At 66.5% G+C, this 12,658-nt stretch carries 10 protein-coding genes; 7 read left to right on the forward strand and 3 right to left on the reverse strand.

What is annotated here, in order from left to right; genetic code table 11:
* The first annotated feature begins 3 nt into the window (after positions 1 to 3).
* The 3 genes from V3391_RS11155 to gcvH all read left to right on the forward strand — a co-directional run bounded on the left by V3391_RS11155 (position 4) and on the right by gcvH (position 2,173).
* The gene (locus tag V3391_RS11155; RefSeq protein ID WP_332078738.1) at positions 4 to 435 is read left to right on the forward strand and encodes an NfeD family protein; all 432 of its coding nucleotides are present in this window, start codon (positions 4 to 6) and stop codon (positions 433 to 435) included.
* Between the two features lie 177 nt (positions 436 to 612).
* The gene (gene gcvT, locus V3391_RS11160; RefSeq protein WP_332078481.1) at positions 613 to 1,707 is read left to right on the forward strand and encodes a glycine cleavage system aminomethyltransferase GcvT; all 1,095 of its coding nucleotides are present in this window, start codon (positions 613 to 615) and stop codon (positions 1,705 to 1,707) included.
* A 70-nt stretch (positions 1,708 to 1,777) separates the two neighbouring features.
* Positions 1,778 to 2,173 (forward strand): glycine cleavage system protein GcvH, encoded by a 396-nt coding sequence (gcvH, locus tag V3391_RS11165; protein WP_332078482.1) that lies wholly within the window; start codon positions 1,778 to 1,780, stop codon positions 2,171 to 2,173.
* On the opposite strand, the gene V3391_RS11170 is transcribed toward gcvH, so the two are convergent.
* Complete coding sequence (locus V3391_RS11170; RefSeq protein WP_332078483.1) at positions 2,140 to 2,619, reverse strand: hypothetical protein; 480 nt, start codon at positions 2,617 to 2,619, stop codon at positions 2,140 to 2,142. The genes gcvH and V3391_RS11170 overlap by 34 nt on opposite strands.
* 400 nt (positions 2,620 to 3,019) lie before the next feature.
* Here V3391_RS11170 and V3391_RS11175 point away from each other — a divergent pair, with 400 nt between their 5' ends.
* Positions 3,020 to 3,553 carry a hypothetical protein gene (locus V3391_RS11175; RefSeq protein WP_332078484.1) on the forward strand — a complete coding sequence of 178 codons (534 nt, stop codon included), beginning with the start codon at positions 3,020 to 3,022 and terminating at the stop codon, positions 3,551 to 3,553.
* Positions 3,554 to 3,868: 315 nt separating this feature from the next.
* Here the strand turns inward: V3391_RS11175 and V3391_RS11180 are convergent, their stop codons facing one another.
* Positions 3,869 to 5,293, reverse strand: a complete 1,425-nt coding sequence (locus V3391_RS11180) for a serine hydrolase domain-containing protein (protein ID WP_332078485.1) — start codon at positions 5,291 to 5,293, stop codon at positions 3,869 to 3,871.
* A gap of 82 nt (positions 5,294 to 5,375) precedes the next feature.
* Between V3391_RS11180 and V3391_RS11185 the strand changes: the two genes are divergently transcribed.
* Positions 5,376 to 5,981, forward strand: coding sequence for a LemA family protein (locus tag V3391_RS11185; RefSeq protein ID WP_332078486.1), 606 nt, complete (start codon positions 5,376 to 5,378; stop codon positions 5,979 to 5,981).
* A gap of 34 nt (positions 5,982 to 6,015) precedes the next feature.
* A complete protein-coding gene (locus V3391_RS11190) occupies positions 6,016 to 7,908 on the forward strand; it encodes a M48 family metallopeptidase (protein WP_332078487.1) in 1,893 nt (630 codons plus the stop codon).
* Between the two features lie 7 nt (positions 7,909 to 7,915).
* Here the strand turns inward: V3391_RS11190 and V3391_RS11195 are convergent, their stop codons facing one another.
* A complete protein-coding gene (locus tag V3391_RS11195) occupies positions 7,916 to 9,520 on the reverse strand; it encodes a GMC family oxidoreductase (protein ID WP_332078488.1) in 1,605 nt (534 codons plus the stop codon).
* Between the two features lie 172 nt (positions 9,521 to 9,692).
* Here V3391_RS11195 and V3391_RS11200 point away from each other — a divergent pair, with 172 nt between their 5' ends.
* On the forward strand, positions 9,693 to 12,584 hold the full coding sequence (locus tag V3391_RS11200) for a TonB-dependent receptor domain-containing protein (RefSeq protein WP_332078489.1): 2,892 nt from the start codon (positions 9,693 to 9,695) through the stop codon (positions 12,582 to 12,584).
* Positions 12,585 to 12,658 lie beyond the last annotated feature (74 nt).

Raw genomic sequence — 12,658 nt, forward strand, 5'->3', positions numbered from 1 at the left:
TGGATGCGCTGGGATGTCGCGGGTTGGGGCGCGCTGGCCTTGCTGCTGATGGCGGCGGAGACGCTGGCGCCGGGCGCGTTCCTGTTGTGGATGGGCTTCGCCGCCGCGGCGGTGTTTCTGGTCGCGCTGTTCGCGCCCGGTCTGACATTGCTCACCCAGGTCGCGCTGTTCGTCGTGCTGAGTTTCCTGTCCGTGCTGGTCTACCAGAAGTTCTTCCGCAAGCGCGCCCGTCAGAGCGACCAGCCGCTGCTCAACCGCCGCGCGCAGCAGCACGTCGGTCGCGTGCTGCCGCTGGAGCAGGGCATTGTCGACGGCCGCGGCCGGATCAAGATCGGCGACGCGTTCTGGGTCGTTGAAGGTCCGGACCTCGCCACCGGTACGCCCGTGCGCATCGTTGGCACCGACGGCGTGAACCTGCACGTCGAAGCGGCCTGAGTTGCCTCACACCCTCCCCCCGCAAGCGGGGAGGGGTTGGGTGGGGCGAACCATCGTGCGGGTGATCGCACTACCAGGCGAAGCGTCCTGGACTTCGGCACATCTCTGCGACCGGTCCCCCGCGGCCGGCGCGTCCGACCTGCGATAATCCCGGCTTTCCGCTTGCGAGCCGGCCAGATGACGCAGAAGACGATCCTCAACGATGCCCACCGTGCGCTCGGCGCACGCATGGTCGATTTCGGCGGCTGGGACATGCCGCTCAACTACGGCTCGCAGATCGAGGAACACCACCACGTCCGCCGCGACGCCGGCATGTTCGACGTCAGCCACATGACCGTCGTCGACCTGCGCGGCGCGGGCACGCGCGATTTCCTGCGCCGCCTCGTCGCCAACTCGGTTGACAAGTTGAAGGTGCCGGGCAAGGCGCTCTACACCTGCATGCTCACGCTGGACGGCGGCATCGTCGACGACCTGATCGTCTACTTCATGGCCGACGACTGGTTCCGCCTGGTCGTCAACGCGGCGACGCGTGAGAAGGACCTGGCGTGGATCGCGGCGCAGGCCGCCGACTTCGATGTCGCCGTGACCGAGCGCCCGGAGCTCGCGATGATCGCCGTGCAGGGCCCGCAGGCGCGCGACACGGTTGCCAGGCTGCTGGGCGACGACGGCAAGACCGTCGCCAAGCTCGGCCGCTTCGCCGCCGCCGCGCTCGAGGGCACCGCGTTCGGCGATCTGTTCGTCGCCCGTACCGGCTACACCGGCGAGGACGGCTTCGAGATCGTCGTCGGTGAATCGCATGCCGTTGCCCTGTGGACGGCGCTGCATGAAGCGGGCGTCGCACCGGCCGGTCTCGGCGCGCGCGACACGCTGCGCCTCGAAGCCGGCCTCGCGCTCTACGGCCAGGATATGGACGAGACCGTGTCGCCGTTCGAAGCCGCACTCGGCTGGACCGTCGCCCTCGACGAAGGCCGTGCGTTCAACGGCCGCGCGCTGCTGGAGTCGCAGGCCGACGGCGCGCCGCGGCAGATGATCGGTCTGGTGATGGACGACAAGGGCGTGCTGCGTCACGGCCAGACGGTCACGACCGCGAACGGCGCCGGCGAGATCCTGTCGGGCACGTTCTCGCCGACGATCGGCAAGGCGATCGCGTTCGCGCGCGTGCCGGCCGGCGAGCCGGGCGAGGTCACGGTCGACATCCGCGGCCGCCAGGTGCCGGTGCGCGTGGTCAAGTTCCCGTTCGTCAAGAATGGCCAGCCCGCCGACGGCGTCTGATGCGCGCCGCTCGGCATCGTCGTTACACTAGCCCCACCTTCCCGATCGAACGTTTTCCCCGGAGCCGACCATGAGCGAAATCCCTGGCGACCTGAAATTCCTGAAGTCCCACGAGTGGGTCCGTATCGAAGGTGACGGCAAGGTCACCATCGGCATCTCCGACCATGCCCAGGGCCTGCTCGGCGATCTGGTCTACGTCGAACTGCCCGCCGTCGGCGACGACATCCAGGCCGGCACCGGCGTGGCCGTGGTCGAGTCGGTCAAGGCCGCGTCCGATGTCTATGCGCCGGTCTCGGGCACGATCACCGCCGTCAACGAGGCACTGGCCGACAAGCCGGAGACGATCAACGAAGACGCCTACGGCGAGGGCTGGTTGTTCGTCGTCGAACTGAGCGAACCCGACCAGCTCAACGAGCTGCTGGCGCCCGACGATTACGCCGAGCAGATCGAGGGCGAAGAAGACTGACGTCTTCGCGCGAACGTCGTGCACATCGACCGGTGCGTTCCGAGAGGAACGCGCCGGTTTTCGTTTCCGGCGTTCCGATCCGACGACGTGACGGCGGCGTCGTGCGAGGTCGTCGCGCCGCGACCGTCGACGCCCTCGATGCACGACGCGAACGTCGGTCGACGCGTTCGGAGGCTGCGCATTTTTCGCGCAAACCGATCCCGCAACCGCGCAAACGTGTCGCGCACGGCGCAGCCGGATTTACGTTGCGGTCGGGTGGGTGATTCTTTTTTCACCACGCCAGAAATGCCTGTGTGCGCAGGCTCGAAATGCACGCGATGAAAGCGCGCCGATGCATTGATGCCTTTTTTTATGATGTTTTGCGAAAGCGGTTCGCGTGCGATGCGCGAGGTCGCATGCCGGATCACACCGCGTGCGTGGCATCGCCGCACCGCGTCGCCCGACACGCGTGCCGGCGGCGCCGGAAAAATTTTGCGACGACCTGTTGACAGTGGAAAAAACCGTGATTAGGTTTCGCGGCAACACACGTCCGCAACGAAACGAGTGAGTCGAACCACGACACCAGCGCGCAGCACAACTCGAACCTCTGCCAGGAACATCACACGGTGGATGCGGGCATCGTCTCCGCTGCGAAATATCCCCACACATTTTCCCGACCTCCGCGACAGATCTGGCGCGTGCAGGTTTCCGCTTCACCGGGGCGACGTCGTGCAGTCGACGACCCACCCTTCGAATCCGGTCCGATGCGCGGTGCGCGTCGGCGGTTGTGCGCGGGTCCAACTCCCGCGTGCCGTTTGAGAACTGGGCCGCTGTACATGCAAGTCCACTGACGAGGAGAGCCATTCCATGGCCACGAAGAAAGCCGTAAAGAAAGCGCCTGCCAAGAAGGCGGCCAAGAAGACCGCGAAGAAATCCACCGCCAAGAAGGTGGTGAGCAAGGTCAAGAAGGCTGTGAAGAAGGTCGCGAAGAAGGTCGCCAAGGTCGCCAAGAAGAAGCCGGCGGCGAAGAAGACCACCAAGAAGGTCGCGAAGAAGAAGGTCGCTGCCAAGAAGACCGCGAAGAAGGCAGCGAAGAAGACCACCAAGAAGGTCGCCAAGAAGAAGGTCGCCAAGAAGTCCGTAGCGAAGAAGGCGACCAAGAAGACCGCCAAGAAGTCGACTGCGAAGAAGGCTGCGAAGAAGGCGACCAAGAAGTCCGCGACCAAGAAGACCGCGAAGAAGTCGACTGCCAAGAAGGCCACGAAGAAGGCCGCCACCAAGAAGGCAGCGACCAAGAAGTCTGCAACGAAGAAGGCCGCGACGAAGAAGCGCGCGCCTGCCAAGCGCACCAAGAAGTCCGCGCCGGTCGTGATTCCGCAGATGCCGACGCCGCTGATCTGATCTGACGTAGCTGCACTTCGTCATCGAAAGCGCTTCCTCCGCGTGCCCAGGCGGAGGAGGCGTTTTTTTTTGCCCGTGGTCAGCCGCGCATACGGACGGGCCGCTGCCGTGAAGTAGGATGGATAGAGCGGAGCGAAACCCATCGCCCGCGTTCGGACCGCGCACGCCCTAGGCAGTCCCGGGTCCCGGAGACAAGAGCGAACTCGCCCGCGTCGCGTTGAAGGCTGTGCGCATGCGCATGCGCGTGCGATCGCTGGCGCAGACACGCGAAGGCCGCCCGAAGGCGGCCTCGTGCTCTCCCGCGTCCCGGGAGGTTTACTCCGGCGTCGCCGCCGCGCGATGGGTCGTGCTGCCCGACGAAGGTGTCGAGGCCGGCGCGTGCGTGCGCTGGGCGTGCAGCGTTTCGAGGTTCGGATCGACGTCCAGCCAGCGTTGCGGTGGCAGGCCGATCGCGCGGTCGAGGATCGTCGGCAGCAGGCCCGAGGGCAGGCTGCTCTCGCTGTTCCACAACACGACCATGCCGAAGTCTCGATCGGGAATCATCGCCATCAGGCCGCGATAGCCCTGCACCGCGCCGCCGTGGAAGACCACGCGCTGACCGGCGTAGTCGTAGACGCGCCAGCCCAGGCCGTAACCCGCGGCGTCGAGGCGATCGCGACGCCACGAGGAATTGCGCATCTCCGGCGGCGTGCCGACGATCGGCGCCTGCAGCGTCGCCAGCAGCGGCGCAGGCAACACGTCAGGGCGATGGCCGGTCTGCGCGACCAGCCACTGCGCCATGTCGCTGATGCTGGCATTGACGCCGGCGGCCGGCGCCAGCCGGTAGTAGGTCGGCTTGGGCATCAGCGACGTCCAGCCACCACCGGCACGCACGTGCGGCTTGGCCCAGCGCGTGCTCGCCTGGATGCCGTCGAGCCCGTAGCTCGCATCGTTCATGCCGAGCGGTTTGAAGATCCGGCGTGACACCGCTTCGCTGAAGAATTGGCCGGAGGTCGCGAATACCACGTCGCCGACCAGACTGAAGGCGACGTTCTGGTAGGCGTAGCAGTTGCCCGGCTGGCAACTCATCGGCGCAGCGGCGAGGCGCTGCACGAGGTCGTGATAGTCGGCGTTGCGTTCGATATCGCGGTCGTAGGTGTTACGGCCCAGACCGACGCGATGGCTCAGCACGTCGGCAACGGTGAGCTGCTGCGCGGCCAGCGGATCGGAGAAGCGCAGCGACGGCAGGTAGTCGACGATGTGGCTGTCCCAGCGCAGTGCGCCTTCGGACACCAGCATGCCGGTCACGGTGCCGGCGAAGGATTTGGACAGCGACGCGAGCCGGAACACGGTGTGCGCATCGACCGGTTCGGCCGCCTTGACGTCGGTGATGCCGTAACCGCGCGCGCTGAGGATCTGGCCCTTGTGCACGATCGCCATCGCCAGGCCCGGCACGCGCTGGTTGGCGACGAGATCCTGCGCCATCGCCTCGAGCAGCGTCACGTCGAACGTGGATGCCAGCGGCTTGTCCTGGCCGGGCACCCGCGGCTGCGGTTTGACGGCGTCCTCGCGACTGACGATGGCCGACCGGCTGGCCTGCTCGTCGAGCGGCACGATCGCGGTGATCTCGTCTTCGCTTTCGTTCTCGACGACATCGGCGGAGGTCGGTGCCTGCGCCGCGGAGCCCAATGCGGCAGGCAGCAGTAGCCCGATGAGACCCAGCCGGACGAGCGGCCGGCGGGATGGATATCGGCTTTTCATCGGGCCTGCCCCCTGCGTATGCTCTGGTGCTGCGGCGATGATAGCGCCTGTGTAATGGATTGCATGAACAAGGGGAAGTTTGATGGCTAGCGCATTGATCCTGCTGGTATTGCTCGTGGTGATTGCTGCGGGTCTGGCGCTGTGGGGCGTCGGTATCTACAACGGGCTCATCACCGCCCGCAACGCGTACAAGAATGCGTTCGCCCAGATCGACGTGCAGTTGCAGCGTCGTTTCGACCTGATCCCGAACCTCGTCGAGACCGTCAAGGGCTACATGCGCCACGAGCGCGAGACGCTCGAAGCCGTGACCCAGGCGCGCAATCTGGCGCAGGCCGGCCTGTCGGCGGCAAAGGCCGATCCCGGCGATCCCGCGGCGATGGCGCAGCTCGCGCAGTCGCAGGGCATGCTCAATGGCGCGCTCGGCCGCCTGCTCGCGGTGTCGGAGGCCTATCCGGACCTCAAGGCCAGCCAGAACATGATGCAGCTCACCGAAGAGCTGACCAGCACCGAGAACAAGGTCGCGTTCGCGCGCCAGGCCTACAACGACTCGGTGATGGCCTACAACAACAAGCGCGAAGTGTTTCCCTCGAGCGTCCTCGCCGGCATGTTCAATTTCAAGGAAGCGGCGCTGCTCGACATTCCGGCCGATCGCGCCGAAGTGCGCGACGTGCCGAAGGTGACGTTCTGAGGTCGACGCACCCGCCGGCACCGGTCGCATCGCGATGAATTTCTTCGAACGCCAGGCCCAGGCGCGGCGCAACAGTACGCGCCTGATCGCATTGTTCTCGTTGGCGGTGCTGGGCATCGTGCTGATGGTCGGCGTGCTGGTGCTGCTGGTCGTCGGTCCGCGTCCAGGTCCGTTGCTTGCGGTCGCGGTGGTGACGCTGGCGGTGATCGGTCTGGGTTCGCTGTTCCGTATCTCGTCGCTGCGCAGCGGCGGCGAGACGGTCGCCCAGCAGCTCGGCGGCGTGCCGGTGGCGGAGGACACGCGCGATCCGCAACTGCGGCGGCTGCGCAACGTGGTCGAGGAGATGTCGATCGCGTCGGGCGTACCGGTGCCGAAGATCTACGTGCTCGAACAGGAGGCTGCGATCAACGCGTTCGCGGCCGGATACTCGACATCGGATGCCGTCGTCGCGGTGACCCGCGGCGCGCTCGACCGGCTCAACCGCGACGAGCTGCAGGGTGTCGTCGCGCACGAGTACAGCCACATCCTCAACGGCGACATGCGGCTCAACATCCGCCTGATCGGCGTGCTGTTCGGCATCCTGATGATCGGCATCATCGGCCGCAAGATCCTGATCCACGGCCGCGGCTTCCGGAACAGCGCGACGATCGTGGTGATCGTCGGCGCGCTCGCGGCGATGGCGGTCGGCAGCCTCGGCATGTTCTTCGGCCGCATGATCAAGGCCGGCGTGAGCCGCTCGCGCGAAGTGCTGGCCGATGCATCAGCGGTGCAGTTCACCCGGCAGACGGCGGGCATCGCCGGTGCATTGAAGAAGATCGGCGGTCTCGACAGCGGGTCGCGACTCGCGCACCGCGAGGATGCCGAGGAAGTGAGCCACATGCTCTTCGGCGACGGCGTGGGCCTGAGCGGACTGTTCGCCACGCATCCGCCGCTGATCAAGCGCATCCAGGCGCTGGAGCCCGGCTTCCGTCCCGAACAGCTGTCGCGTCTGCAGCAGCAGTGGATGATGAATCCGCCCGACGGTCTGCAGGAAGATGTGGCGCTCGGCCTGGTCGCGCCGGGCGAAGCACTCCCGCACAAGGACCGCGCATTGGCGGTGACGCCGCCGATGGTCGCCGCGCAGGTCGCGCATCCGCATGACGACGACTACGCCCGCGCGCATGCGCTGGTCACGGCCATTAGCGATCCGCTGCACGATGTCGCCACGCATCGCGAGGCGGCGATGCCGCTGGTGCTCGCCCTGCTGCTCGACGACAGCGATGTCGTGCGCGGTCGCCAGCACACCGAGATCGTCGCGCGCATGGGGGCGTCGGTGGCGACGGAGGCGGCGCATCTGCGCGACACCCATCTGCTGGACCTGCACCCGATGCTGCGCATGCCGCTGGCGGCATTGGCGTTCCCGGTGCTGCGCCGCCGGCCGCGTCCGGAACTGGCGACGTTCCTCGATACCGTGCACGCGGTGGTGCATGCGGACGAGCATGTGTCGCTGTTCGAGTACTGCCTCGGCCGGTTGCTGGAAGTGCAGTTGCGCGAGACGCTCGACCCGGGCCGTCACATTCGCTTCGGCCGGCGCAAGCCCGGCAACGTGAAGCAGGAATTCGCGACGCTGCTCGCCGTCGTCGCGCAGGCTGGCAATCCCGGCGACCAGGCCGCGGCGCAGCGTGCCTATCTCGCCGGCATGCAGCGTGTGCTGCCGCGCGACCACGTGCCCTACGCACCGCCGGCCGGCGGCGTGCAGGCGCTGGACGATGTGTGGGAGCCGCTCGACGCGCTCGACCCGCTGGCCAAGCAAGTGATGGTCGAGGCGATCACCGCCGCCGTTAGTCATGACGGCCAGGTCAGCGTGGCGGAGTCCGAACTGCTGCGCACGATCTGCGGCGTGCTGCATTGCCCGCTGCCGCCGACGCTGGAACAGCTGCCGCACTAGCCATGCTTCAGCCGGTGCGAATCATCTCCGCCGCACGCTCGGCGATCATGATCACCGGCGCATTGGTGTTGCCACCCGGCAGGCTCGGCATCACGGATGCATCGACGACACGCAGTCCGTCGACGCCGCGCACGCGCAGCTGCGGATCGACCACCGCGTCATCGTCGATGCCCATGCGGCAGGTGCCGACCGGGTGATAGACCGACTCCGCTTTCGCGCGGACGAACGCCGCCAGTTCGGCATCGCTGAGATCGTTGCGCGCGGGAAAGATCGGCACGCCGCGGATGCCGTCGAACGCGGCCTGCGACAGGATCGTCCGCGAGATGCGCGCGCACTCGACCATCATCTTCAGATCGAAGCCGTCCGGATCGCTGAGGTAGTTCGCCTCGATGCGCGCCTTGTCGCTGACGCGGTTGCTGACCAGCGTGACGCGACCGCGGCTGCGCGGGCGCAGGAAGCAGGCGTGCAGGGTGTAGCCGTCGCCGGCCAGACGGTTGCGGCCGTGGTCGTCGAGCATCGCCGGCACGAAATGGAACTGGATGTCGGCGCGATCGTCGGGTGCGAGCGGTGAGCGGTAGAAGCCGCCGGCTTCGGCGATGTTGCTGGTGCCAGGGCCGCGACGGCCGCGCACGAAGTAGTCCCATGCGATCGCGACGTCGCTGGCGCGGTCGTAGGTGATGCGCTGCGTGGCATGGAACAGCGTGCAGATGTCGAGATGGTCCTGCAGGTTGCCGCCGACGCCGGGCGCGTCGTGCACGACTTTGAGGCCGTGCCGGCGTAGATCCCGCGCCGGGCCGATACCGGACAGCATCAGCAGTTGCGGCGTGTTGATCGCGCCGCCGCACAGCAGCACCTCGCGCGTCGCAGGCTGATGGAACGCGCCGCGCGCGGTCGAATACACCACGCCGGTCGCGCGTCCATCCTTGAACGTCACGCGGCTGGCGACCGCGCCGGTCTGGATCGTCAGGTTCGGACGCGCGCGCGTGGCGCGATCGAGATACGCCGTCGCCGCCGAACACCGCGCGCCCTCGCGCTGGGTGACCTGGTACAAGCCGACGCCCTGTTGCCGCGGCCCGTTGAAATCGTCGTTCGCCGGCAGCCCCGCCTGCTGCGCGGCCTCGATGAACATCCGCGAGACAGGATTGACGTAGCGCAGATCCGACACCGTCAGCGGGCCGTCGGCGCCGTGCAGCGCATCGCCGCCGCGCGTGTTGCCTTCGCTGCTGCGGAACCACGGCAGCACCTCGTTCCAGGACCAGCCCTGCGCGCCCTGCGCAGCCCAGTCGTCGTAATCCGACGGCGCGCCGCGGATGTAGCACATCGCATTGATCGAGCTCGAGCCGCCGAGCACCTTGCCGCGCGGCCACCACAACGCGCGGTTGTCGAGCTGCGGCTCGGGCGCGGTGTCGTAGTCCCAGTTCACACCCTTGCGGTTGACCAGCTTCGCCAGGCCCGCGGGCATGTGGATGAAAGGGTGCGTGTCATTCGGGCCCGCTTCGAGCAGCAGCACGCGCACGTGCGGATCGGCGCTGAGCCGATGGGCGAGCACGCAGCCGGCGGAACCGGCGCCGACGATGATGTAGTCGTAGACGGGAGCGGGACGGGGAGGCATAGCGGCACGGTAGGCAAGGGGGCTAGAGCATATGCTCCGCGGCCATGCGAGCTGGGGGAAACCCTGATTGTTTCAATTTCGTGAAGCGGAATAGTGGGATGCCTGCCCGGTTATGGCACGGCGCTTTGCCGATCCTGCCGGTGATGCAGGGATGCCCTTCACGGAGAGAGAGATGCCCATCAGAACTTCCCGCCTGCGCGATGCCGTCGTTCTCGCGATCGTCGCCGGAGCCTGCACGTCGGGCAATGCGCTCGCGCAAGACGCTCAACCCGCAGCGTCCCCGGATGCCACACAGCTCGATACGGTCACGGTGACCGGCAGTCGCATCGCGATTCCCGGTCTCACCACCAACAGTCCGGTGACCACGATCGAACGCGACGAGATCGATCGCAACCAGCCGGTCGCGGCCGAGGATTTCCTCAAGCAACTGCCGAGCGCGGTACCTGCGATCGGCTCCGGTACGAACAACGGGACCGGTGGCGGCGCCACCCTGGATCTACGCGGCATCGGCTCGCAGCGCACGCTGGTCCTCGTCGACGGCCGGCGCATGGTGCCGTTCAATCTCGACGGCGTGGTCGACACCAACGTCATTCCGGTGGGCCTGATCCAGAGCGTGGACCTGGTCACGGGCGGTGCGTCGGCGGTCTACGGCGCTGACGCGGTCGCGGGTGTCGCCAACTTCATTCTGCGCCGTGATTTCGAGGGCTTGGAACTCCGCGCCTCGCACGGGCAGTCGAGCAAAGGGGATGCGGCGCGTCAGAACATCGACGTGACGATGGGCGCCAACCTCGACGACGGCCGCGGCAATGTCGCGCTGAGCCTGAGCCGCACCCAGGCCGATCCGCTGCTGCAGGGCGCGCGTCCGTATGGTCGCCAGTCGCTTTCGTCGGTGACCGGTCTGCCCGAAGGCTCGTTCACGACGGTGCCGTCCTATTTCGAAGCATTCAACCCGGATGGCGGCGGTGATGGGCTGTTCGGACAGATCGATCCGTCGACGGGCCTGCTGACCGACGACGTGGCGACCTTCAACTTCAATCCGAAGAACTATTACCAGACGCCGCTCGACCGTCACCAGGCGACGGCGCTCGCGCGCTACGACATCACTGACAACCACGAGGCCTATGCTCAGGTGTTCTACACCCGCTCCGATGTGGGCTCGAGCCTCGCGGAGAGCGGCATCTTCTTCGAGACGCTTGACGTGCCGATCGGCAATGCATTCATTCCGCAGCCGCTCCGCCAGCAGCTGTGCACCGAGTTCGGCATCGCCGACTGCACCCAGGGCAACACCACCGCGATTCCGTTGACCATTGCACGCCGCATCACCGAGTTCGGGCCGCGCCTCAACGACTTCAAGAACAAGACCTTCCAGTTCACGGCGGGCCTGCGTGGCGATCTTGGCGACAACTGGCGCTACGACACCTATTACACGCGCGGCGAGGCCGACCAGACCCAGCTGCTGATCAACTGGGGATCGCTGTCGAAGGTGCGACAGGCACTGGCCGCCGTCGATGCCGACGCCTGTCTCGATCCGTCGAACGGCTGCGTGCCGCTGGACGTGTTCGGTCCGGAGGGCTCGATCACGCCGGAAATGGCCGCCTTCATCAATCTCGATGCGATCACGCTGCAGTCGGTGGAGCAGGAGGTGATGTCGGGCTCAGTCTCGGGCGATCTGGGTGATTTCAAAATGCCGTGGGCTGACTATCCGATCGGCGTGGCGTTCGGACTCGAGCACCGGCGTGCGACCGCCTCGATCAAGTCGGATGCCTCGTTGCAGATCGCGGGCGAGGTCATGGGCACCGGCGCGCCGTCGATCGACCAGACCGGCCGTTTCTCGCTCAGCGAGGCGTATGGCGAGCTGTTGCTGCCGATCGTGAGTGGTCAGCCGGGCATCCATGCACTGACGCTCGAAGCGGGTTACCGCCATTCCGATTTCAAGGTCGGTGCCAACTCAGAGGATTACGGCACCTTCAAGTACGGCCTGGAGTGGGCGCCGATCGAAAGCCTGCGTTTCCGCGGCATGGCCCAGCGAGCGACGCGTGCACCGAACATCAACGAATTGTTCCTGCCCGAAACCACTGGCCTGGACAATCTCGCTGTGGATCCCTGCGCGGGTCCGGGACTGAATCCGGCGAATGCCGGCACGCCCGGCACGCTGGAGAACCTCTGTGTACAGACCGGCGTTCCGCAGGCGCGCCTGGGCAGTCTCCAACAGCCGTCCGCCGGTCAAGCGAACGTGCTGATCGGCGGCAACCCGGCGCTGTCGCCGGAGAAGGCGGACACCCGCACCGTCGGTCTGGTATGGCAGCCGGCGTGGCAGAACGACTTCGCGCTGACGCTCGATTACTGGAAGATCGAGGTTGACGAGACCATCTCGTCGCAGAGCATCGACGACGTCATCAACGGTTGCTACAGCACGGCGCTCAATCCGGACCGCGCCTTCAACGACGACTGCGCGCTGGTCGGTCGTGATCCCGGCAACGGCTCCTTCAATGGCTCGGGTGCCCAAGGTGTCGCGCTGCTGCTGTCGAACCTCGGACGCATCAAGACCGACGGCTACGATCTCGGATTGCGCTATGGATTCGGCCTCCCCGACGCCTGGGGTCGACTGGATCTCGCGCTCGACGCGACCAAGGTCAACAGCCGCCGCTTTCAGGCCACACCGACCTCGGTGGATCGCGAATGCGTGGGCCTGTACAGCAACTCCTGTGGCGTCGGCACGTACGACTTCAAGTCGAATCTGCGCGCCGCCTGGACGATCGACCAGCTCGAGCTTTCGCTGGGCTGGCGCTACCTGAGTGGAATCGACGAGGAATCGCGTGGTGAGGCAGGCTTCCTGCCGGCTTATTCGTCGATTGATGCGTACAGCTATTTCGATCTGGGCGTTGCCTATACCGCGCCGTTCAACGCGCGTTTCCAGCTCACCGTCAACAACCTGACCGACAAGCAGCCGCCGATCGTCGGCAACAGCATCGGCTCCACCACTGACAACAGCGGCAACACGTTCCCGCAGTACTACGACGTGCTCGGCCGGTTCGTCACACTGGGCGTCACCTTCAAGTTCTGATCTCTCCAGACCTTCGGGTCTTCGCGAGGCGGGCGTCCCGCCTCGCGTCTTTTTGCTGGCGATGGTGCCCGTCA

Source organism: Luteimonas flava (assembly GCF_036584485.1).
Lineage (GTDB): Bacteria > Pseudomonadota > Gammaproteobacteria > Xanthomonadales > Xanthomonadaceae > Luteimonas > Luteimonas flava.

What these genes read in the sequence shown, in the direction of transcription:
- gcvH (WP_332078482.1), top strand. Translation starts at nt 1,778, where the DNA reads ATGAGCGAAATCCCTGGCGACCTGAAATTCCTGAAGTCCCACGAGTGG.
- V3391_RS11195 (WP_332078488.1), bottom strand. Translation starts at nt 9,520, where the DNA reads ATGCCTCCCCGTCCCGCTCCCGTCTACGACTACATCATCGTCGGCGCC.
- V3391_RS11180 (WP_332078485.1), bottom strand. Translation starts at nt 5,293, where the DNA reads ATGAAAAGCCGATATCCATCCCGCCGGCCGCTCGTCCGGCTGGGTCTC.
- gcvT (WP_332078481.1), top strand. Translation starts at nt 613, where the DNA reads ATGACGCAGAAGACGATCCTCAACGATGCCCACCGTGCGCTCGGCGCA.
- V3391_RS11190 (WP_332078487.1), top strand. Translation starts at nt 6,016, where the DNA reads ATGAATTTCTTCGAACGCCAGGCCCAGGCGCGGCGCAACAGTACGCGC.
- V3391_RS11155 (WP_332078738.1), top strand. Translation starts at nt 4, where the DNA reads ATGCGCTGGGATGTCGCGGGTTGGGGCGCGCTGGCCTTGCTGCTGATG.
- V3391_RS11200 (WP_332078489.1), top strand. Translation starts at nt 9,693, where the DNA reads ATGCCCATCAGAACTTCCCGCCTGCGCGATGCCGTCGTTCTCGCGATC.
- V3391_RS11175 (WP_332078484.1), top strand. Translation starts at nt 3,020, where the DNA reads ATGGCCACGAAGAAAGCCGTAAAGAAAGCGCCTGCCAAGAAGGCGGCC.
- V3391_RS11185 (WP_332078486.1), top strand. Translation starts at nt 5,376, where the DNA reads ATGGCTAGCGCATTGATCCTGCTGGTATTGCTCGTGGTGATTGCTGCG.